Raw genomic sequence first — 19513 nt, 5'->3', positions numbered from 1 at the left:
CTGTTCAGACTTAGTTGTTCCGGTTGCCCATGAACTGGAGCAGGAACATGAACAGGTTGATGAAGTCGAGGTAGAGCGTCAGCGCGCCCATGATCGCCTTGCGGCCGGCAACGGTGCTGTCATCGGCTTCGTAGTACATTTCCTTGATCTTCTGCGTGTCGTAGGCGGTGAGGCCAGCGAAGATCAGCACGCCGATCACGCTGATCGCGAAGGCGAGCGCCGAAGAGGCGAGGAAGATGTTGACGATCGACGCGATGATGACGCCGAACAGACCCATGATCAGGAACGAGCCCATGCCGGACAGGTCCTTCTTCGTGGTGTAGCCGTAAAGCGACAGGGCGCCGAACGAGGCGGCCGTCACGAAGAACGTCTGAACGATGCTCTGGCCGGTGTAGATCAGGAAGATCGACGACAGCGACAGGCCCATCAGGGCCGCATAGATCCAGAACGTCGTCTGCGCGGCAGAAACGCTCATGCTATTGATGCGGAAGCTCATGAAGAACACGAGCGCCAGCGGCGCCAGCATCACCACCCACTTCAGCGGGCTCGTATAGATCGCAGCACCGAAGGCAGTCAGCTGGCCATCCGAAAACGCCATCTGGAAGGCCAGGTAGGCCGCGACGCCAGTGATCGCCAGACCAAGCGCCATCAGGTTGTAGACCTTCAGCATGTATGCGCGAAGGCCCTCGTCAATCACGGCACCCGCCTGAGCGCCGGCGGGCGACATTCGGGTTTGGTAATTTCTCAGATCAGCCATTGTTTCCTCATTCAAGCTCCGGTGGAAGTTACGGTGTCGGGCGGCGAATATCGCCCTGGAAGATGAGCTTCCACGCCCAGGCGCCGCTGCGGAGCTCCAGCATGCCTGTGGACAAATATGATGCCGAAACCCGCTGCACACAAGACCCGGCACTCCCGGATTCCGTTGCACCGGACCGATTCAGACCGGCGCAATAGGGATTTACGGTTAACTCGGCCCGGTCAAAGTTCGCGCAGGACCGGCGCCGCCTTCTGCCCGAGAATGCGCCATGTACCGGCAAGTCCGATGCCGACCGTCATCACCAGCGCTGCCACAACCGTCACGATCGCCACGTCGGGCAGGAAGCTCGACGGCAGCGTCATGATGCGGTTGACGACGAACCAGGCGGCGATACCGCCGGCAAACAGCGCAAAAACTGCGGTTGCAAGACCGAGGATCGCGTATTCGTAGCTGAACGCCTTGATCAGCGTCACCCGCGTTGCCCCCAGCGTCTTCAGGACCACCGCATCATGGACGCGCGCCCGGTTGCCGGCCGCAAGCGCGCCGGCCAGCACCAGCACGGAGGCGACGAGCGCCACGGCCGCGGCCGCCCGGATCGCCGTTGCCAGCTGACCGAGCAGCCCATTCACAATGTCGAGAGCGTCCTTCACCCGTACGCTGGTGATCGTCGGATAGGCATTGGTGACGGCCTTCAGGACTGCCGCCTCCTCTTCCGGCGTCGCCGACGGATCGATCACGGTCGCCAACCAGGCATGCGGCGCGCCAGCAAAGGTGTTCGGCGAGAACACCATGACGAAGTTGATCGACAGCGATTCCCACTCGACATTGCGGAAGTTGGCAATCTTGGCGGTGATGTTGCGGCCGAGCACATTGACGGTGACCGTATCGCCGATCTTCAGGCCGAGTTCGCCGGCCTCCTCGGACGAGAACGAAACCAGGGGTTCGCCGCTGTAGTCGGCCGGCCACCAGGCGCCTTCGGACAGCGTCGAATTCTCCGGCTTGTTCTTGGCGTAGGTGATACCGCGGTCACCGCGCAGCACCCATTGGCCTGCAGGCGGCACGTTGCGGCTGTTCACGTCCTCACCGTTGAAGGCGGTGATGCGGCCGCGCAGCATCGGCACCTCGATGACCTTGCCCTTCGGGATCGCCTGGTTCAGCACCGAGCGGAAACCTTCAATCTCGCTGCCCTGGATATCGACGAAGAAGAAATTCGGCGCTCGCTCCGCCATGCTTCCGGTGAGTTCGCGGCGCAGATTGCCGTCGATCAGCGCCAGCGTCACCAGAAGCGCCAGACCGAGCCCAAGCGACAGCACCACCGAGGAGGTCAGCGCACCCGGACGGTGAATGTTGCCGATCGCCAGTCTGAGAGCCGGCGAATTGACCCGCGGGCTGCGGCGCGCGAGCCAGGCGATCGCGAGCGCAACGGCCCTGAGCACGATGAAGGCGAAGGCAATCGCGCCGAGGAAGACGAGCGAAATATAGCGGTCGTAAGCCGTAAAGATCGCCAGGCCGGCGAGCGCGGCAAGACACGCGACGGCGCCGAGCAGATAGGGCCAGGCCGGAAAACCCGAGGGGTCGAAACCCTGCTGGCGGAAGAGTGCGGTCGCAGGAATGGCGCGCGCCCGTCCGAGCGGCAGGATGGCGAAGGTCAGCGCCGTCAGCACGCCGAACAGGGCGGCAAGCCCGAGCGCGCCCGGATAGAGATGGAAGGCGGTCGAAATCGGCAACAGGTCGGCCAAAAACTGCGCCGCGACAAAGGGGATCAGAGCTCCGAGCACGAGCCCGATAACGATGCCGATCAAGGCGATCATCAGGATCTGTGCGAGATAGATCATCGCCACCAACGCAGCGGGCGCGCCCAGGCATTTGAAGGTCGCGATCACGCTGCGCTTGGCATCGAGATAGGCGCGCACCGCATTGGCGACGCCAACGCCGCCGACGATGAGCGCCGTCAGGCCGACAAGCGTCAGGAACTGCGAGAAACGCGTGATGTTGGCCGTCAGCGCCGGTGCTGCGTTGCCGCTCGTGCGGATCGACCAGCCGGCTGCCGGCTGGCTTTTCTCCGCCTCGGTGCGAACGGCCGCGACCCCTGCCGGATCGGCGAGCTTCACCTTGTATGTGTGCTCGACGAGGCTTCCGGTCTGCACCAGTCCCGTCGCCGCCAGGGCTTCGTCCGAGACCATCAGCCGGGGCGCGAAGCCGAAGCCGTCGGAAAGCGCATCCGGCTCGCGCGTGATCGTGCCGGCGATCCGGACACGGGCGTTGCCGAGAAGGATTTCGTCTCCGACCTTAACGTCCAGGCGGTCGAGCAGCAGAGGCGCCACGACCGCACCGAAGACGTCGCCGTCGCGTGCGATGAGGTCGTGCAGCGGCCTGTCGGGTTCGCTTTCCAGCGTGCCATAGAGCGGATAGGCCGCATCGACGGCCTTCAGTTCCACCAGGGCTTGATTGGAACCGTCGGGCAGCCGCGCCATAGATCTCAGGCCAGCGGAAACCGCAACGGTTCCAAGACCATCGAGATAGGCGCGCTCTTCGGTCGTTGCGACACGATTGTTAAGCTCGAAGCGAATATCGCCGGCGAGCAGTTCCTGACCCTGCGATGCGATCGTCGCTGTGATCGATTGCGACAGCGAGTTGACGCCGGCAATCGCCGCCGTACCCAGCGCAATGCAGGCGAGGAAGATGTAGAAGCCCTTGAGCCCGCCGCGCATTTCACGCAGCGCCAGCCGCAGGGCAAGCAGCGGCCGCAGCCGTACCGAAGGCGCGCCGATCATGCCGAGGCCGCCTGCTGGACCGGCGCCACGGCCACGGGGTCCGCGGCGCCGCCGGCAACGATCTCGCCCGAGCGCACCCGCACCTGCCGCGCGCAGCGGTCGGCAAGGGCGGCGTCATGGGTCACGAGCACGAGTGTCATGCCGCGGTCACGCTGTTCGGCGAAAAGCAGATCGGCGATCTGCCGTCCGGTTTCGGCGTCGAGGTTGCCGGTTGGTTCGTCGGCGATCAGAAGCTTCGGCGAGGGCGCAAGCGCCCGGGCGATCGCCACCCGCTGCTGCTCGCCGCCCGAGAGCTGGCCCGGATAATGGCTGAGCCGCTCGCCGAGGCCGACGGCGACAAGCTCCTTGCGCGCGATCTCGAAGGCGCCCGACACATTGGCCAGTTCGAGCGGCACGGCGACGTTTTCGAGTGCCGTCATGTTGGGAATGAGGTGGAAGGACTGGAAGACGATGCCGATGTTGCGCCCGCGAAAGTCCGCCACCCGGTCCTCGTCGAGCCGGTGCAGCGGCGTGCCGTCGATGACGATCTCGCCGCGATCCAGCCGCTCGAGCCCGGCAAGCACCATCAGCAAAGTCGACTTGCCTGAACCGGACGGGCCGACGATGCCGACCGATTCTCCTGCATTGATCGTCAGGCTCATGCCTTTCAGCACATGCACCGAGGCGGCCGCCTCGCCCAGCGTCAGATCCGCGTTTTTAAGTTCGATGATGGTGCTGGCCAAGCGAAACAACCCTATATGAAACGAAGTGGGGAACAGAAACGGCATTCGGGATTTAGGAACAGGCCCATGGCATTAAAAGGATTTCAACGGGTTTTCTTGGCACTGATGATGACATTTGCGTTATCATGGACGGCACGCGCCGAGACGATCAGCCTCATCGGGTTCGGCGACAGCCTGATGGCGGGTTATCAGCTCCCGCCGGAGGACGCCTTCCCGGCCCGGCTCGAAAAGGCGCTGAAGGAAAAGGGCTTCGACGTGACGATCGCGAACGCCGGCGTTTCCGGCGACACGAGTTCCGGCGGTCTTGCCCGCATCGACTGGTCGGTGCCGGATGGTACCAAGGGCGTGATCCTCGAGCTTGGCGCCAACGACGCGCTGCGCGGCATCGCGCCTGAAGAGACCCGCAAGAACATCGAGGCGATGATCACCCGGCTGAAGGACCGCGGCATCGCCGTGCTGCTCGCCGGCATGATGGCGCCGCCGAACATGGGCGCCGACTACGCCGCCCGCTTCAACCCGATCTATCCGGAACTCGCCAAAAAATATGGGCTGGAACTCTATCCGTTCTTTCTCGACGGCGTGGTGACGGACGCCAAGCTCAAGCTCGAAGACGGCATGCATCCCAATGGCGACGGCGTCGGCGTCATGGTCGAGAAGGCCCTGCCCGTCGTCGAGCGGTTTCTGGCAACGCTGAACAAGACGGAGTGATGACATCGTCCACAGTTAAGGCAACGTTAATATTCTGAAGCGTCAAATACCAGTTGCGTGCAGATGCGATGCGTGATTCGCTAAGACATCTGCAAGAGATTCGGGGAGCTCGCCATGCCGAGACTATTCACCGCCCTCGAAATTCCGCGCAATGCTGCAATGAGTCTTTCATTGCTGCGCGGAGGTCTTCCCGGAGCTCGCTGGATCGATGTGGAGAACTACCACATCACCCTGCGCTTCATCGGTGACGTCGACTGGCGCACCGCCGACGAGATCATCGACAAGCTCGATCGCATCGAACGTCCTGAATTCCAACTGCAACTGAACGGCACCGGCGCATTCGGCTCGAAGAAGCCGCACTCGGTCTGGGCCGGCGTTACCAACCATCCGGAAATGTATGCGCTGCAGGCCGAAATCGAGCGCATCTGCCAAAGGCTCGGACTGGGGCCGGACCCGCGCAAGTTCACCCCGCACGTGACGCTGGCGCGGCTGCGCTCCAGCCGTGTCGAAGACGTGGTCGAGTACCTCTCGGGGCGCGGCAACTTCATGACCTCGCTCTTCACGGTCTCCCGCTTCGTGCTGCTCTCGTCGCGCGATTCGGTCGGCGGCGGACCGTACCTGACGGAAGAGGTTTTCCCGCTTCACGAGGTGCGTTCGCCGAGCCTTTCGAGCAACGACGAACATCCGGCCTCCAGCATCTGGTAAAGCGCCTCGAAGGCTTCCCGCCCTTCGTAATAGGGATCCGGCACGTCCCGCAGGTCGCCTGACGCATAATCGAGAAAGAGATGCACCTTCTGCGCCGTGCCATCCGGCGCGAGCCTCTTCAGCGTGCGGACATTGTTCTCGTCCATGCCGAGGATGAGGTCGAAATCACTGAAATCTGCCTCCGCCACCTGGCGTCCGCACAGTGTAGAAATATCGATGCCGTGCCGCCGCGCCGTCTCTATCGATCGCCGGTCCGGCGGATCGCCGATATGCCAGGCGCCGGTTCCGGCCGAATCGATCTCCAGCGCTAGAGCCAATCCCTTTTGCTCCGCCAATGCGCGCAACACGCCCTCGGCAAGCGGCGACCGGCAGATGTTGCCGAGACAAACGAAAAGAACTCTGACCGGTTTCATGCTATTCAGATTCGAAGGCTGGAGACAGTTGACGCTTATATGCGACAGCTCGGGCTTCGAACAGGCGCATGGGAGGAGGCAAGCGATGGCAACGGAGAAACTGGACGAAGCGACGATTGCCGACAACCTTCACAAGATGGAAGGTTGGGTGCGGGCCGAAGACGGCAACTCGATCTGGAAGGCGTTCCGCTTCAAGAACTTCGTCGAGGCCTTCGGCTTCATGACCGAATGCGCGATCGTCGCCGAGAAGCTCAACCATCACCCGGAATGGTTCAACGTCTACAATCGCGTCGACGTGACGCTGACGACCCATGACGCCGGCGGATTGAGCGAACTCGACTTCAAGCTGGCGGCGCGCATGGACAAGGCTGCGGCAGGCCGCATGCCCGATCATTTGAAATAGGACGCGGAATTCCCATATTGAAAGCGCCGGAGCGCCGCGCGTTCACGAGAACGCCTGGCGCCCGAGAATATAGCGGAAGCGGGACGATGGACGACATCAAGATTGGTGAAATTCTCTTGCCTGGCGAAGAATCCGAGCAGGAGCGGCGGGAAAAGCGCGTGAAGCGCCGCTTCTGGCCGACCTTTCGCCGAGCTGCCCGCCAGATCCCATTCAGCCGCGACCTGGTTGCCGCCTATTACTGTGCCATCGATCCGAAGACCCCGACACGCACCCGCGGCATCCTGCTTGCAGCCCTCGCCTATTTCGTGCTGCCGATCGATATCATCCCCGACGTGCTGGCCGTCGTCGGCTTCTCCGATGACGTTGCCGTCTTGACCGCGGCCTTTGCTGCCATCAGCGGGCAGATCAAGGAAACGCACTATACCAAGGCCGACGAGACGCTGGCCGATACGCCGGAGAGCTGACGCCGGACGCCGCCTGTCCGGTTGTGGCGCCGCATTCCCGCCCGAAAGTCAAACTCTTGCCCAATTCTTTGTGGCATAGATCTGCAAGTGACGCTGGTCGCGCGCATTGGCGCGACTGACGCCATGCAATGGCTTGGGGCAGGAAACCTTCTGGAACGGGCATTCCGAGGCAACGCGCATCCTCGATCGAGCCCGGTTCGGCGAAGGCGCGAATCGGCGGTCGAAAGGCACTGTGCGATGGGGCAAACCGCTCCATTTCGGGGCTAAAGCCGCGGTTTTCGGCCACCGTTGACGGTTTGGTAACCTGAATTAAGTCAAAACAAATCAAATCATGACTACGCGTCGCCCGTCTGACCTGTTTCGGGTGATCGAAAAGCAAGAAAAGCGGCAGGACCTCATGTTTGTAAGAAAGATCGCAACCGCAATCGCACTCGTTCTGGCCACCGCCAGCATGGCTGCCGCCCAGTCTCCGACGCGCATCCAGCAGTTCAACGCCTGGGGCGCCTATTCCTACAATGCCGGCGGCGGCAAGGTCTGCTACGTACTCTCGGTTCCGAAGGAAAAGAGCCCGGCCGGCGTCGACCATGGCGACATCTTCTTCCTCGTTTCCCAGCGCCCCGGCCAGAACATCAGCTACGAGCCTCAGGCAATGATGGGCTATGCTCTGCAGGAAAACTCCAAGGTCAACGTCGTCATCGACGGCCGCACCTTCGTGATGTTCACCAAGGGCAATTCGGCCTGGGTCGAAAATGCTGCCGAAGAGCCGGCACTGGTTGCCGCCATGAAGAACGGCAAGGCCATGTCGGTCAACGCCAAGTCGCGCAAGGGTACCGCGACCTCCTACTCCTACTCGCTCTCGGGCATCTCCGCTGCGCTGAAGCAGATCGAAGCCTGCAAGTAATCGCGAGACCGAAAGTCACGCGTAGGGGCCGGCTGCAAAGCCGGCCTTTTGCGTTCAAGGGGCCCGCCTCGTGACTCCCGGCCAAAACAATGCTAAAGGGCGGCCAACTTGAGAGCCTCCGCGCCCCGATAGGCCGCTTTCGATGGCTCGACCGATTTCAATTCGCGCATCAGGACGATTTCCGGACCCGCTCTCCGGACGGCCTCTCGCCGTATGACAGGACATCATGAGCATGGCAGCCACTGAAATTCTGAACCGGGTGGAAATCGCCAAGGCGCCGCAGGTGCGCGCAGCCGTAGAGGCGGAAAAGCCGTCGCTGATCGGACTTCTGCGCGAGGACATGGCCAAGGCACTGGTCGAAAAGGGCGTGCCGGAACGCCAGGTCAAGATGCGCGTCAGCCAGCTCTGGCACTGGCTCTACGTGCGCGGCGTCTCCGACTTCGATCACATGACGAACGTGTCCAAGGACATGCGCGAGATGCTGAAGCAGCATTTCACCATTGCGCGCCCGGAGATCGTCGAGGAACAGATTTCCGGCGACGGCACCCGCAAGTGGCTGTTGCGCTTCCCGGCGCGCGGCGCCGGACGACCGGTCGAGATCGAGACCGTCTACATTCCCGAGGAAGGCCGCGGCACGCTCTGCATTTCGAGCCAGGTCGGCTGCACGCTCACCTGCTCCTTCTGTCACACCGGCACCCAGAAGCTGGTGCGCAACCTGACGGCCGAGGAAATCCTCGCGCAGCTGCTGCTTGCCCGCGACCGGCTCGGCGACTTCCCGGAGCGCGACACCCCGCAGGGCGCGATCGTGCCGGCCGAAGGCCGCAAGATCACCAACATCGTGATGATGGGCATGGGCGAGCCGCTCTATAATTTCGAGCAGGTCAAGACCGCCCTTCTGATCGCCTCTGACGGCGAAGGCCTGTCGCTGTCCAAGCGCCGCATCACGCTGTCGACCTCAGGCATCGTGCCGGAAATCTATCGCACCGGCGAAGAGATCGGCGTCATGCTGGCGATCTCGCTGCATGCCGTGCGCGACGACCTGCGCGACATGCTGGTGCCGATCAACAAGAAGTACCCGCTGAAGGAACTGATGGACGCCTGCCGCGCCTATCCCGGCCTTTCCAACGCCCGCCGCATCACCTTCGAATACGTGATGCTGAAGGACGTCAACGACAGCCTCGAAGACGCCAAGCAGTTGGTGAAGCTCCTGAAGGGTGTGCCCGCGAAGATCAACCTCATCCCCTTCAACCCCTGGCCGGGCACCAACTACCAGTGTTCCGACTGGGAGCACATCGAGAAGTTTGCCGACTTCATCAACCAGGCCGGCTACGCCTCGCCGATCCGCACGCCACGCGGCCGCGACATCCTTGCCGCCTGCGGCCAGCTGAAGTCGGAATCCGAACGCATGCGCAAGGTCGACCGCCTCGCCTTCGAAGCGATGATGATCGCCAATCACGGCGAAGATTGAGACGAAGCGCTTCCTCGGGTCCTTCGTTCCTCGCCCATCACCCATCGATGAAGAACTTTGATGGGTGATGCAGTTCCTATCGATTGATTTCATGTCATCGGTTTCCTAAGAAAGCGGGACATCAATTGGAGGACAACCCATGCGCTCACTTCTCATCGCCCTTGCCGCCACGGTGGCATTCACCCTGCCCGCCCGTGCCGATGAGGTGACCGTCGCCGTAACCGCGATCGTCGAGCATCCGGCACTCGACGCGGCACGCGACGGCGTGAAGGACGCGCTGGCCGCAGCCGGCTACAAGGAAGGCGAGAACCTCAAGTTCATCTACGAGTCGGCCCAGGGCAACCCGGCGACCGCCGCGCAGATCGCCCGCCAGTTCGCAGGCGAAGCGCCGAACGTGATCGTTCCGATCTCGACGCCGTCGGCCCAGGCGGTCGTCTCCTCGACCCGCGATATCCCGGTCGTCTTCACCGCCGTTTCCGACCCGGTCGGCGCCCAGCTGGTCAAGGACATGGACAAGCCCGGCGGTAACGTCACTGGCCTCTCCGACATGTCGCCGGTTGCCGAACACGTCGCCCTGATCAAGGAAATCCTGCCGAACGCCAAGTCGATCGGCTACCTCTACAATTCCGGCGAAGCCAACTCCGTTTCGCTGCTCGCGGTGCTGAAGACCGAGGCCGAAAAGGCCGGCCTGACCGTCGTCGAGTCCGCCGCGACCAAGTCGGCTGAAGTCCAGGGTGCTGCCCGTGCCCTCGTCGGCCGCGCCGATGCGATTTACGTGCCCACCGACAACACGATCATCTCCGCGCTTGAAGGTGCCGTCGCCGTCGCCGAAGAAGCCAAGCTGCCGCTCTTCACCGCCGACACGGACTCGGTTGCCCGCGGCTCGCTCGCAGCCCTCGGCTTCAACTACTACGACGTCGGCAAGCAGACTGGCGAAATCGTCGTTCGCATCCTCAAGGGCGAAAACCCGGGTGATATCGGCGTCAAGGTTGCCGCCGGTTCCGACCTGGTGATCAACAAGAAGGCCGCCGAGAAAATGGGCGTCACCCTTCCGGAAAGTGTCGTAAAGCGCGCAACCCGCGTCGTTGAATAAGGCTTTCGGCCTTTTCAGGTTCAAGTTTGTTGCGTTTTGCCCGCCTCCGTTCCATACGGGGGCGGTTCGCTATGAGGGGCCCGGAACACCGGAGGCCGCTCCAAGTTTCTAAGCCGCACATGCGCCCGGCCGTGCGCCCCATGTGCCAAGCGGGAGCGTCGCGCTCATAAACACAATCAGGCGCGACAGGTAGAAAAGAGGGTCTGGGGTTGAGTCTAATTGCTTTCTGGGGAGCCGTGGAGCTGGGGCTGGTCTATGCCTTCGTTGCCCTCGGCGTCTTTCTCGCATTCCGGGTTCTCGATTTTCCCGACCTCACGGTCGACGGATCGTTTCCGCTGGGCGCCGCCGTCACCGCAGTGCTGATCATCGCCGGCGTCAATCCGTGGCTTGCCGCCTGCGTGGCGATGGTCGCGGGTGCCGCAGCCGGCATCGTCACGGCGATGCTCAACGTGCGCTTCAAGATCCTCAACCTGCTCGCCTCGATCCTGACGATGATCGCGCTGTTCTCGGTCAACCTGCGCGTCATGGGCAAGCCGAACGTCGCGCTGATCAACGCCGACACGATGCTGTCACCCTTCTACGGCCTCGGCTTGCGCGATTTCTACGTCCGGCCGCTGTTTATCGGCGTGCTCGTCGTCGTCGCCGTCATCATCGTCTGGCGCTTCCTTGAAAGCGATGCCGGCCTTGCGATGCGCGCCACTGGCGCCAATGCCCGCATGGCCCGCGCACAGGGCGTCGACACCAACCGCCAGATCTATCTCGGCATGGCGATCTCCAACGCGCTCGTCGCCTTCGGTGGCGCGCTGTTCGCCCAGACCAACGGCTTTGCTGACGTCACCTCGGGTGTCGGCACCATCGTCGTCGGGCTTGCGGCGGTCATCATCGGCGAGACGCTGCTCGGTGCCCGCGGCATCCTGATTGCGCTGATCGGCTGCGTGCTCGGCTCGATCCTCTACCGCATAGCGATCCAGCTGGCGCTGTCGACCGACATGCTCGGCCTGCAGGCCTCCGACCTCAACTTCGTGACCGCGGCACTCGTCACCTTCGCCCTCGTCCTTCCCCGTCTGCGTCGTGGAGGTGCGGCATGATCAGCGTCAACAACATCGAGGTCATCTTCGGCAAGGGCACGCCGCTGCAGAAGCAGGCGCTGAACGGCGTCAGCCTGACGATCGAGCAGGGCTCCTTCGTCACCGTCATCGGCTCCAACGGCGCCGGCAAGTCGACGCTTCTCGGCGTGCTCGCCGGCGATGTGCTGCCGAGTGCCGGCCAGGTGACGATCGGCAAGACAGACGTCAGCCGCAAGGGTACCGCTGCGCGCGCGGGCCTCGTCGCTCGCGTCTTCCAGGATCCGCTGACCGGCAGCTGCGGCGCACTCTCGATCGAGGAAAACCTGGCGCTTGCTGCCAAACGTGGCGAGGCCCGCGGCCTCACAGCCGCGCTCGGCCCCAAGCGCCGCGAACATTTCCGCGAACGCATCGCCGAGCTCAACCTCGGCCTTGAAAACCGCATGGGCGACCGCATGGACCTTCTGTCCGGCGGCCAGCGCCAGGCGGTCTCGCTGGTCATGGCGACGCTCGCAGGCTCCGAAGTGCTGCTGCTCGACGAGCATACGGCAGCCCTCGACCCTGGCATGGCCGAGTTCGTGATGAACCTGACGCAGAAGATCGTCTCGGAGCGAAAGCTGACGACGATGATGGTCACCCATTCGATGCGCCAGGCACTCGACTACGGCCACCGCACCATCATGCTCCACGGCGGCGAGATCGTTCTCGACGTCGCCGGCGACAGCCGCAAGGAACTGCAAGTCGAGGACCTGATCGCCATGTTCCGCCGCATCCGCGGCCAGACGCTCGACGACGATGCGCTGCTGATCGGCTGAGTACAGAAGACTAATTCATAACAAGGCCCGGGCATCCAAGATGTCCGGGCTTTTTGTTTTTGTTTACCGAGCCGTCGTCATGAAAATCTTCACCGCAAACACCGAGAAGACGCCGGCGAAGCTGAAATCAAGTGCCCGCATCACGCCCTTGTTGCGCTGCAGCCAGGAGGCAAGCCAGTCGGCGGTGAAGACGACCAGCATGTTCACCGGCATGCCGATGGTGATGAAGAACAGGCCGAGGAACAGAAGCTTGCCGGTGACCGACGGATCATCGGCGCTGACGAACTGCGGCAGGAAGGTCATGAAGAAGATGATGACCTTGGGGTTCAACAGGTTCACCCAGAAGCCGGCCGAGATGTTGGCAAGCGCCTTGCCTTCCGTCGGCTCGACCTTCTGCACCGAAATGCTGGAGCCGAAGCGCATCGCCTGCACCGCAAGCCAGAGCAGGTAGGCGGCACCGCCGGTCTTGAGGATGGTGAATGCGGTTGGCGAGGCGGTGATCAGCGCCGAGATGCCGAACGCGACGAGCAGCGTATGCACGACGATGCCGAAGCTGGTGCCGAGCACGACGAAGAGCGCGGCCTTCTTGCCCTGGGCGAGCGCCCGGCTGATCGAAAGCGTCATGTCCGGGCCGGGTGTGGCCGCCAGAAGCAGCGTCGCAGCGGCAAAGGTCAGGAGGGTCGGCAGGCTGGGAATGAAGTCCATCGTCGTTTCCTCGGCACGGGGGTCGCCTCCAGTAATCCTGCGCCTGCGCTTTTGCCAGCGGATTCGCATCGTCAAGCGTTCTAGCGCTTGTATCGCCGCAGGTTCTGGCTAAAGTGCCGCAGATTTGCACGCGGCATCGCCGCCCTCCCCAAGACCAGACGGACGGAAACCATGGCATCGCATAAAGACGTGAAAAAGGTCGTTCTCGCCTATTCGGGCGGTCTCGACACCTCGATCATCCTGAAGTGGCTGCAGACCGAACTCGGCGCGGAAGTCGTCACCTTCACCGCCGACCTCGGCCAGGGCGAAGAGCTCGAGCCGGCCCGCAAGAAGGCCGAAATGCTCGGCATCAAGGAGATCTACATCGAGGACGTCCGCGAGGAATTCGTCAAGGATTTCGTCTTCCCGATGTTCCGCGCCAACGCCGTCTATGAAGGCGTCTACCTGCTCGGCACCTCGATCGCCCGCCCGCTGATCTCCAAGCACCTGATCGATATCGCCAAGAAGACCGGCGCCGACGCGATCGCCCATGGCGCGACCGGCAAGGGCAACGACCAGGTTCGCTTCGAGCTTTCCGCCTATGCGCTGAACCCGGACATCAAGATCATCGCGCCGTGGCGCGACTGGTCGTTCAAGAGCCGCACCGACCTGCTCGAATTCGCCGAGAAGCACCAGATCCCGGTTGCCAAGGACAAGAAGGGCGAAGCGCCGTTCTCCGTCGATGCCAACCTGCTGCACTCCTCCTCCGAGGGCAAGGTTCTCGAAGACCCGGCACTGGAAGCCCCTGAGTACGTGCACATGCGCACGATCTCGCCGGAAGCCGCTCCCGACCAGGCCACCGTCATCAAGATCGGCTTCGAGCACGGTGACGCCGTCTCGATCAACGGCGTACGCCTGTCGCCGGCAACCCTGCTTGCCAAACTCAACGAGTACGGCCGCGACAACGGCATCGGCCGTCTCGACCTCGTCGAGAACCGCTTCGTCGGCATGAAGTCGCGCGGCGTCTACGAGACCCCCGGCGGCACCATCCTGCTCTCCGCGCACCGCGCGATCGAGAGCATCACGCTCGACCGCGGCGCCGCCCACCTCAAGGACGAACTGATGCCGCGCTACGCCGAGCTGATCTATTACGGCTTCTGGTTCTCACCGGAGCGCGAGATGCTGCAGGCCGCGATCGACAAGAGCCAGGATCATGTCGAAGGCGAAGTGACGTTGAAGCTCTACAAGGGCAACGTCATGGTCATCGGCCGCGAGAGCGACAAGTCGCTCTACTCCGACAAGCTCGTCACCTTCGAGGACGACCAGGGCGCCTACGACCAGAAGGATGCCGCCGGCTTCATCAAGCTCAACGCGCTGCGCCTGCGCACGCTAGCCGCGCGCAACCGCTAAGACGACGCGTTTTGAAAAAAGAAGCCTCCGCGACCCGTTCGCGGAGGCTTTTTCATATGCAGGGCGAAGCGGTATCGATGCCGATGCCGCACCAGATTTCTACTCCGCCGCTTCCGAAAGCGGGTCCTTGACCGGCACGGCGAGCGGCTGCGAGCGAACGTTGCGGCGATACCAGACATAGCTCAGGATGCAGACGAGGCCGAAGCATGGAATGATCGTGCCGAGCGCCAGCACCGGAGCGCCGACCGCCGCGGCGATCGCGCCACCAAGCAGCCCCGAGCCCATCTGGACGAAACCCATCACTGCCGACGCCGTGCCAGCGATGTCCGGAAACGGCGCCATCGCCGCCGTCATCATATAGGGCATGACGAAGGCGATGCCGAAGGCATAAATCCCGATCGGCAGCATGACCGAGAGGAAGCTCGGCGGCAGCATGTGCATGGTGTAGGCAAGCGCTAGGCTGGCCGCACCGATGAAGACGAGGCCGGCCGGCACCAGCGCCTGCGGCGTGAAACGCCGCATCAGCAGCCGCACCACCACGGTTCCCGAAAAGAAAAGGCCCGACTGCATCAGCATGCCGACGCCGAACTCGGTCGGTGTCAGCCCCACCGCATTGATCAGTACGAAGGGCAGCATGGTCGCCCAGGCATAAAGTGCGCCGACCGCTCCGCCGATCACAAGTGTCGAGGAAACGAAGCGGCTGTCGCTCACCAACCGCCGATAGGCCGCAAGGATGGGCTTCAGGTGGCCCTTGGCCGGATCCGGGGTCGCGGTCTCGGCCATGAAAAACTGCACGGTGAGACAGGCCATGGCGGCAAAGCCGACCATCAGGAAGAAGATCGACTGCCACCCGAAGAGACCGAGCGCCAGGCCGCCAAGCGTCGGTGACACGGCGGGTCCGAGGGCCAGCATCATGCCGATCATGTTCATGATGCGTGCGGCTTCAGTCCCGGTGAACTGGTCGCGCACGATCGCACGCGCCACGGTCATCCCGACGGAGGCGCCGATGCCCTGCACCAGGCGGCCGGCCAAAAGCACCGCGACGGAAGGCGCAAAGGCCGCCATCAGGCTGCCGACGAGGTAGATCGCCATGAAGATCAGCGTCGCGCGGCGGCGACCGATGACATCGGAGAGCGTGCCGGACACCAGCTGGGCAAAGGCGAAGCCGGCGAAATAGAGCGACAGCGTCATCTTGATCGCCGCTTCGCTGGAGGAGAAGGCGCGCACCAGTTCAGGCATCGCCGGCGTATAGAGCGCCATGGAAACGGGGCCGAGCGCCACCAGGAAGGCACCGATGATGCTTGTGCGCCGCTCGCTCATGCGACGCGTCATTGCGCGGCTCCGATCCGGAATTCGGCCTTCTCCGCTGTCTCCTTACCGGCAAGGCACGGATCGAGTTGACGCAAATTGTCACGCAGGATGCGCAGATTGGAACAGAGAAGCGCGCGCGCTTCCGAGTCCAGCCCTTCCGTATAGGCATCCATCATTTCGCGAAGACCGGTCATCAGCTCGTTGAACAACGGACCGGCCTTTTCGGTGATGACGACATTCTTGGCGCGGCGATCCGCCGGATCGGGAACGCGGGCGACGAGCCCGTTCGCCTCCAGCCTGTCGAGATAGGCCGACAGCGTCATCGGCTCAATGCCCATGCGTGTGGCGATTTCGGCCTGTTTGATGCCCTCGGTGAGCGCCACCTGGATCAGCGTGCGCGCCTCGCCAGGCGTGATGCCCAGATCCATGGCATTGACCTTGCGGTCGAAGGCCCCGCGCAAGAGGCGCGAGACATCGGTCAGAAGCATTCCAATGGTTTCGGATTCTAGCTTGAAGGGCATCATGATCGTTCACAGGTGATATAATAAGTTTTACTTATCATACCCTGTGAAAACGTTCAACGCGGAAGGCCATCTTTCCCTTGCCAGTTTAACGGTAAAACTCGCAAGGATTCAACGTATTACCTTCGCAATCCCGCGCGGGACCGTCTTTGTTGTGTCTCAGCCCTCAAGCTCCTCGCGCAGCATTTCGAGCTCCAGCCATTCCTCTTCCATGCGAGCGAGGTCGGCACGCAGCTTTTCCAGCTCCTGCGCCAGCTTCGCAAAAGCATTTGGATCTTTTGTGAAAAGATTGGGGTCCGCCATCTTTTCTTCGCGCTTGGCAGCCTCGGCTTCCGCCTTGGCAATCTCTTTCGGCAGGTTTTCGAGCGCGAATTTCTGCTTGTAGGAAAGCTTACCCTTGGCAGCCTTCGGCGCTTCGGCGACAGGGGCCGCTGCATCGGCCTTGGCCTTTTCCGCCTTCTCGGCCTTGCGCTTCTCCTCGATCGCGCCCTTGCGCTGCGCCATCATGTCGGAATAACCGCCGGCATACTCGATCCAGCGTCCATCCGGCGCCTCCGGATTGGCCGGCGCGATCGTCGAGGTGACGGTGCGGTCGAGGAAGTCGCGATCGTGGCTGACGAGGATGACAGTTCCGGCAAAACCGGCGACGATCTCCTGCAGGAGGTCGAGCGTCTCGATGTCGAGGTCGTTGGTCGGCTCGTCGAGGATCAGAAGGTTGGTTGCGCGCGCGAGGATGCGCGCCAGCATCAGCCTTGCGCGCTCGCCGCCCGAAAGCTCGCGGATCGGGGTGCGCGCCTGCTCCGGCTGGAACAGGAAGTCCTTCATGTAGCCGGTGACGTGGCGCTGCTCGCCATTGACCAGCAGGTTGTCGCCGCGCCCGTCGGTCAGGTAGTGCGCCAGCGTTTCGTCGAGATTGAGGTCTTCGCGCTTCTGGTCAAGCGTCGCGATTTCGAGATTGGTGCCGAGCTTGACCGTACCCGTATCCGGTTCGATCTGCCCGGTCAGGATCTTCAGAAGCGTCGTCTTGCCGGCGCCGTTCGGGCCGACCAGACCGATGCGGTCGCCGCGGTGCACGCGGATCGAGAACGGCGCGACGATGGTACGCTCGCCATAGGCCTTGGTGACCTTCTCCGCCTCGATCACCAGCTTGCCCGATTCCTTGGCGTCGGCGGCCGTCGCCTGTACCGTTCCCTGCGGCCCCTTGTGGCCGCGATAGGTCGCCCGCATGGTCTGCAGCTCACCGAGGCGGCGCATGTTGCGCTTACGTCGTGCGGTCACGCCGTAGCGCAGCCAATGTTCCTCGCGCTCGATCGCTTTGCCGAGCTTGTGCTGCTCCAGCTCCTCGGCCTCCAGCACCTCGTCGCGCCAGGCCTCGAAATGGGCAAAGCCGCGGTCGAGCCGCCGCGACTGGCCACGGTCGAGCCAGACGGTCGCGGTCGAGACCTTTTCCAGGAAGCGCCGGTCGTGCGAGATCAGAACGAGCGCCGAACGGCTGCGGATCAGTTCGTCTTCCAGCCATTCGATCGTCGGCAGGTCGAGATGGTTGGTCGGCTCGTCGAGCAGCAGGATATCCGGCTCCGGCGCCATGACACGGGCAAGCGCCGCGCGACGCGCTTCGCCGCCCGAAAGGCGCTTCGGGTCTTCCTCGCCGGTCAACCCCAGGTGCTGCAGCAGATAGGCGACGCGATAGGGATCGTCACTCGGGCCGAGTCCTGCCTCGGCATAGGCCTGCACCGTGTCGTAGCCGTCGAAATCCGGCGCCTGGTGCAGATAGCGGATGGTCGCGGAGGGATGGCGGAAGATTTCGCCCGACTGCGCCTCGGCCAGACCCGCGGCAATCTTCATCAGCGTCGACTTGCCCGAGCCGTTGCGGCCGACCAGACAGATGCGGTCACCCGGTTCGACTTGAAAATTGGCGCCGGCTAGCAGCGGCGCGCCGCCGAAGGTGAGGAAGATGTCGTCGAGTTTCAGAATGGGAGGCGCCAAGGCTCAGGCTCCGGAAAGATCATAGGGGCGGGCGAGCACAATGGCGCGACCGCTCTGGAGAGTGAAGCGAAGGGGACCCTCCGCAACGTTGGAAACGGTTCGGGACGAGCCGAACGGCAAGGTGAAATCGTCGAGCGGATAGCGCGCATTGACGATCGAAAGACCGGTAAGCTCGGTCAACCCGAGCACCGAGAAGAGGCAGCCCTTGGGTAGGTCGAGGTCGAGCGAGCCGGCCAGCAGCGGATAGGCCTCTTCCTCGCCCGAGGTCATCAACACGGAAAGGCCACGCTCGGCAAGGGCGACGGCATGCAGCAGGTGCATGAAGGCGTGATCGCTGCGGGTACCGCCGAGGGCGCCGGCGAAAATCAGGCGATCGGCTCCACGCGACAACGCCGCCTCGACCGCGATCTCCCCGTCCGTCGCGGCCTTTGCCGCCGGATAGGGCTCGCGCGGGACGGAGGCGTAGTCCGCAAGAAGGGCTTCCTCGGTCGAGTCGAAATCACCGACCCAGACATCCGGCACGATGCCGAGCAATCGGGCATGGCGCATGCCGCCGTCAGCCGCAATGAAGCGACTTGCGGTCAGCTGGTGAGCCAGCCGGTCGGTCAGCGAAAGGGCGCCGCCAAGCAGAATGGTGAAGGTCGATCGAGCCATGGCAAAGCCCATAGCGCAAAGGACCGCCGAAGGAAAACGAAGAAAACCGTCGAACGAGCGGTTCTCGATATTTTGGTCAGACCATCAATGCCCCTCGGGCACCGGATCGGGGAAAAGCATGCCGGCATAAATGCCGGGGGTCGAATCCGGAATTTCGACGGCGCCGGCCACTCGCTCGTAGAACTTCGCCGGCCCGACGCCGCCGATAATCGCGTAGCCATAGCCGGCCTCGCGCATCGCCGTGAGGCTTGCAAGCAGCAGCGCCTCACCGATCCCCTGCCCGCGCATGCTTTCGTCGACGCCGGTCGGACCGAAGAAGCCGAGTGCCGTTACGTCGTGGCAGGAAAAGCCGACGATCTTTCCGTCATGGACAGCGACGTGCATGCGCGTAGGGGTGGAGGAAAAGGCGGCTTCCGCCTCGCCCGCCCATCCGGCACCGAAAGTCCTTTCGATCCAGGAAACAACCAGGCGGCGCTCCGGCGCCATGGCGCGGCGAATGCTGATGCCAAGGCCAAGCTTCGACTGAGGTTCAGCCGGCAGGGCATAAAGTCGAACAAGCATATCGGGCATGACATTTCCTCCTCGCTGCCGTTGTGTAGCGCAGTTGGCGGCATACGCAAACACGAGCCATTGTGCCGGCCAGGCGTCCCCTTGCTTCGC

General features: G+C 63.1%; 20 protein-coding genes. 10 read left to right on the top strand and 10 right to left on the bottom strand.

What is annotated here, in order from left to right; all coding sequences use genetic code 11:
- Positions 1–10 precede the first annotated feature (10 nt).
- The 3 genes from IB263_RS17375 to IB263_RS17365 form a co-directional block, all read right to left on the bottom strand.
- Positions 11–757 (bottom strand): Bax inhibitor-1/YccA family protein, encoded by a 747-nt coding sequence (locus tag IB263_RS17375; RefSeq protein WP_034802850.1) that lies wholly within the window; start codon positions 755–757, stop codon positions 11–13.
- Between the two features lie 221 nt (positions 758–978).
- On the bottom strand, positions 979–3531 hold the full coding sequence (locus tag IB263_RS17370; RefSeq protein ID WP_112976159.1) for an ABC transporter permease: 2553 nt from the start codon (positions 3529–3531) through the stop codon (positions 979–981).
- Positions 3528–4253: an ABC transporter ATP-binding protein gene (locus tag IB263_RS17365; RefSeq protein ID WP_090295445.1), complete on the bottom strand. Its 726-nt coding sequence runs from the start codon at positions 4251–4253 to the stop codon at positions 3528–3530. Before IB263_RS17365 ends, IB263_RS17370 begins: the two co-directional genes overlap by 4 nt.
- A 66-nt stretch (positions 4254–4319) precedes the next feature.
- Here IB263_RS17365 and IB263_RS17360 point away from each other — a divergent pair, with 66 nt between their 5' ends.
- Complete coding sequence (locus tag IB263_RS17360) at positions 4320–4961, top strand: arylesterase (RefSeq protein WP_192438763.1); 642 nt, start codon at positions 4320–4322, stop codon at positions 4959–4961.
- A gap of 114 nt (positions 4962–5075) precedes the next feature.
- Complete coding sequence (gene thpR, locus IB263_RS17355) at positions 5076–5666, top strand: RNA 2',3'-cyclic phosphodiesterase (RefSeq protein WP_060521463.1); 591 nt, start codon at positions 5076–5078, stop codon at positions 5664–5666.
- Here thpR and IB263_RS17350 read toward each other — a convergent pair.
- Positions 5603–6079 carry a low molecular weight protein-tyrosine-phosphatase gene (locus IB263_RS17350; RefSeq protein ID WP_083523857.1) on the bottom strand — a complete coding sequence of 159 codons (477 nt, stop codon included), beginning with the start codon at positions 6077–6079 and terminating at the stop codon, positions 5603–5605. The two genes, thpR and IB263_RS17350, sit on opposite strands and share 64 nt — an antisense overlap.
- A gap of 85 nt (positions 6080–6164) precedes the next feature.
- Between IB263_RS17350 and IB263_RS17345 the strand changes: the two genes are divergently transcribed.
- The 7 genes from IB263_RS17345 (at position 6165) to IB263_RS17315 (ending at position 12287) form a co-directional block, all read left to right on the top strand.
- On the top strand, positions 6165–6482 hold the full coding sequence (locus tag IB263_RS17345; RefSeq protein ID WP_192438762.1) for a 4a-hydroxytetrahydrobiopterin dehydratase: 318 nt from the start codon (positions 6165–6167) through the stop codon (positions 6480–6482).
- An 86-nt stretch (positions 6483–6568) separates the two neighbouring features.
- Positions 6569–6946 carry a YkvA family protein gene (locus IB263_RS17340; RefSeq protein WP_034802857.1) on the top strand — a complete coding sequence of 126 codons (378 nt, stop codon included), beginning with the start codon at positions 6569–6571 and terminating at the stop codon, positions 6944–6946.
- Positions 6947–7343: 397 nt separating this feature from the next.
- On the top strand, positions 7344–7847 hold the full coding sequence (locus IB263_RS17335; RefSeq protein WP_034803141.1) for an invasion associated locus B family protein: 504 nt from the start codon (positions 7344–7346) through the stop codon (positions 7845–7847).
- Positions 7848–8079: 232 nt separating this feature from the next.
- Positions 8080–9315: a 23S rRNA (adenine(2503)-C(2))-methyltransferase RlmN gene (rlmN, locus tag IB263_RS17330; protein WP_034803143.1), complete on the top strand. Its 1236-nt coding sequence runs from the start codon at positions 8080–8082 to the stop codon at positions 9313–9315.
- 139 nt (positions 9316–9454) lie between these two features.
- Positions 9455–10408 (top strand): ABC transporter substrate-binding protein, encoded by a 954-nt coding sequence (locus IB263_RS17325; RefSeq protein WP_060529996.1) that lies wholly within the window; start codon positions 9455–9457, stop codon positions 10406–10408.
- A gap of 209 nt (positions 10409–10617) precedes the next feature.
- On the top strand, positions 10618–11496 hold the full coding sequence (locus IB263_RS17320) for an ABC transporter permease (RefSeq protein ID WP_043622284.1): 879 nt from the start codon (positions 10618–10620) through the stop codon (positions 11494–11496).
- Positions 11493–12287 carry an ABC transporter ATP-binding protein gene (locus IB263_RS17315; protein ID WP_034802864.1) on the top strand — a complete coding sequence of 265 codons (795 nt, stop codon included), beginning with the start codon at positions 11493–11495 and terminating at the stop codon, positions 12285–12287. The genes IB263_RS17320 and IB263_RS17315 overlap by 4 nt, the downstream gene beginning before the upstream one ends.
- Positions 12288–12350: 63 nt before the next feature.
- Here IB263_RS17315 and IB263_RS17310 read toward each other — a convergent pair whose 3' ends face one another.
- Complete coding sequence (locus IB263_RS17310) at positions 12351–12992, bottom strand: LysE family translocator (protein WP_034802866.1); 642 nt, start codon at positions 12990–12992, stop codon at positions 12351–12353.
- Between the two features lie 171 nt (positions 12993–13163).
- Here IB263_RS17310 and IB263_RS17305 point away from each other — a divergent pair, with 171 nt between their 5' ends.
- Positions 13164–14381 (top strand): argininosuccinate synthase, encoded by a 1218-nt coding sequence (locus tag IB263_RS17305; RefSeq protein WP_192438761.1) that lies wholly within the window; start codon positions 13164–13166, stop codon positions 14379–14381.
- 99 nt (positions 14382–14480) lie between these two features.
- Here the strand turns inward: IB263_RS17305 and IB263_RS17300 are convergent, their stop codons facing one another.
- From IB263_RS17300 to IB263_RS17280, 5 genes are all read right to left on the bottom strand, one after another.
- The gene (locus IB263_RS17300) at positions 14481–15713 is read right to left on the bottom strand and encodes a multidrug effflux MFS transporter (protein ID WP_112976163.1); all 1233 of its coding nucleotides are present in this window, start codon (positions 15711–15713) and stop codon (positions 14481–14483) included.
- Positions 15710–16213 carry a MarR family winged helix-turn-helix transcriptional regulator gene (locus IB263_RS17295; protein ID WP_192438760.1) on the bottom strand — a complete coding sequence of 168 codons (504 nt, stop codon included), beginning with the start codon at positions 16211–16213 and terminating at the stop codon, positions 15710–15712. The genes IB263_RS17300 and IB263_RS17295 overlap by 4 nt, the downstream gene beginning before the upstream one ends.
- A gap of 159 nt (positions 16214–16372) precedes the next feature.
- Positions 16373–18199 (bottom strand): ABC-F family ATP-binding cassette domain-containing protein, encoded by a 1827-nt coding sequence (locus tag IB263_RS17290; RefSeq protein ID WP_192438759.1) that lies wholly within the window; start codon positions 18197–18199, stop codon positions 16373–16375.
- 3 nt (positions 18200–18202) lie between these two features.
- Complete coding sequence (locus tag IB263_RS17285) at positions 18203–18853, bottom strand: thiamine diphosphokinase (RefSeq protein WP_113505324.1); 651 nt, start codon at positions 18851–18853, stop codon at positions 18203–18205.
- 84 nt (positions 18854–18937) lie between these two features.
- Positions 18938–19423, bottom strand: a complete 486-nt coding sequence (locus IB263_RS17280; RefSeq protein WP_034802878.1) for a GNAT family N-acetyltransferase — start codon at positions 19421–19423, stop codon at positions 18938–18940.
- Positions 19424–19513 lie beyond the last annotated feature (90 nt).

Source organism: Ensifer sp. ENS03 (genome assembly GCF_014852035.1).
Lineage (GTDB): Bacteria > Pseudomonadota > Alphaproteobacteria > Rhizobiales > Rhizobiaceae > Ensifer > Ensifer adhaerens.
This window is presented reverse-complemented; position numbering and strand designations above follow the sequence as displayed.

Excerpts from the sequence above, each read along its gene's own strand:
- IB263_RS17375 (WP_034802850.1), bottom strand. The coding sequence starts at position 757 with ATGGCTGATCTGAGAAATTACCAAACCCGAATGTCGCCCGCCGGCGCT.
- IB263_RS17370 (WP_112976159.1), bottom strand. The coding sequence starts at position 3,531 with ATGATCGGCGCGCCTTCGGTACGGCTGCGGCCGCTGCTTGCCCTGCGG.
- IB263_RS17360 (WP_192438763.1), top strand. The coding sequence starts at position 4,320 with ATGGCATTAAAAGGATTTCAACGGGTTTTCTTGGCACTGATGATGACA.
- thpR (WP_060521463.1), top strand. The coding sequence starts at position 5,076 with ATGCCGAGACTATTCACCGCCCTCGAAATTCCGCGCAATGCTGCAATG.
- IB263_RS17350 (WP_083523857.1), bottom strand. The coding sequence starts at position 6,079 with ATGAAACCGGTCAGAGTTCTTTTCGTTTGTCTCGGCAACATCTGCCGG.
- IB263_RS17345 (WP_192438762.1), top strand. The coding sequence starts at position 6,165 with ATGGCAACGGAGAAACTGGACGAAGCGACGATTGCCGACAACCTTCAC.
- IB263_RS17340 (WP_034802857.1), top strand. The coding sequence starts at position 6,569 with ATGGACGACATCAAGATTGGTGAAATTCTCTTGCCTGGCGAAGAATCC.
- IB263_RS17335 (WP_034803141.1), top strand. The coding sequence starts at position 7,344 with ATGTTTGTAAGAAAGATCGCAACCGCAATCGCACTCGTTCTGGCCACC.
- rlmN (WP_034803143.1), top strand. The coding sequence starts at position 8,080 with ATGGCAGCCACTGAAATTCTGAACCGGGTGGAAATCGCCAAGGCGCCG.
- IB263_RS17325 (WP_060529996.1), top strand. The coding sequence starts at position 9,455 with ATGCGCTCACTTCTCATCGCCCTTGCCGCCACGGTGGCATTCACCCTG.
- IB263_RS17315 (WP_034802864.1), top strand. The coding sequence starts at position 11,493 with ATGATCAGCGTCAACAACATCGAGGTCATCTTCGGCAAGGGCACGCCG.
- IB263_RS17310 (WP_034802866.1), bottom strand. The coding sequence starts at position 12,992 with ATGGACTTCATTCCCAGCCTGCCGACCCTCCTGACCTTTGCCGCTGCG.
- IB263_RS17305 (WP_192438761.1), top strand. The coding sequence starts at position 13,164 with ATGGCATCGCATAAAGACGTGAAAAAGGTCGTTCTCGCCTATTCGGGC.
- IB263_RS17300 (WP_112976163.1), bottom strand. The coding sequence starts at position 15,713 with ATGACGCGTCGCATGAGCGAGCGGCGCACAAGCATCATCGGTGCCTTC.
- IB263_RS17295 (WP_192438760.1), bottom strand. The coding sequence starts at position 16,213 with ATGCCCTTCAAGCTAGAATCCGAAACCATTGGAATGCTTCTGACCGAT.
- IB263_RS17285 (WP_113505324.1), bottom strand. The coding sequence starts at position 18,853 with ATGGCTCGATCGACCTTCACCATTCTGCTTGGCGGCGCCCTTTCGCTG.
- IB263_RS17280 (WP_034802878.1), bottom strand. The coding sequence starts at position 19,423 with ATGCCCGATATGCTTGTTCGACTTTATGCCCTGCCGGCTGAACCTCAG.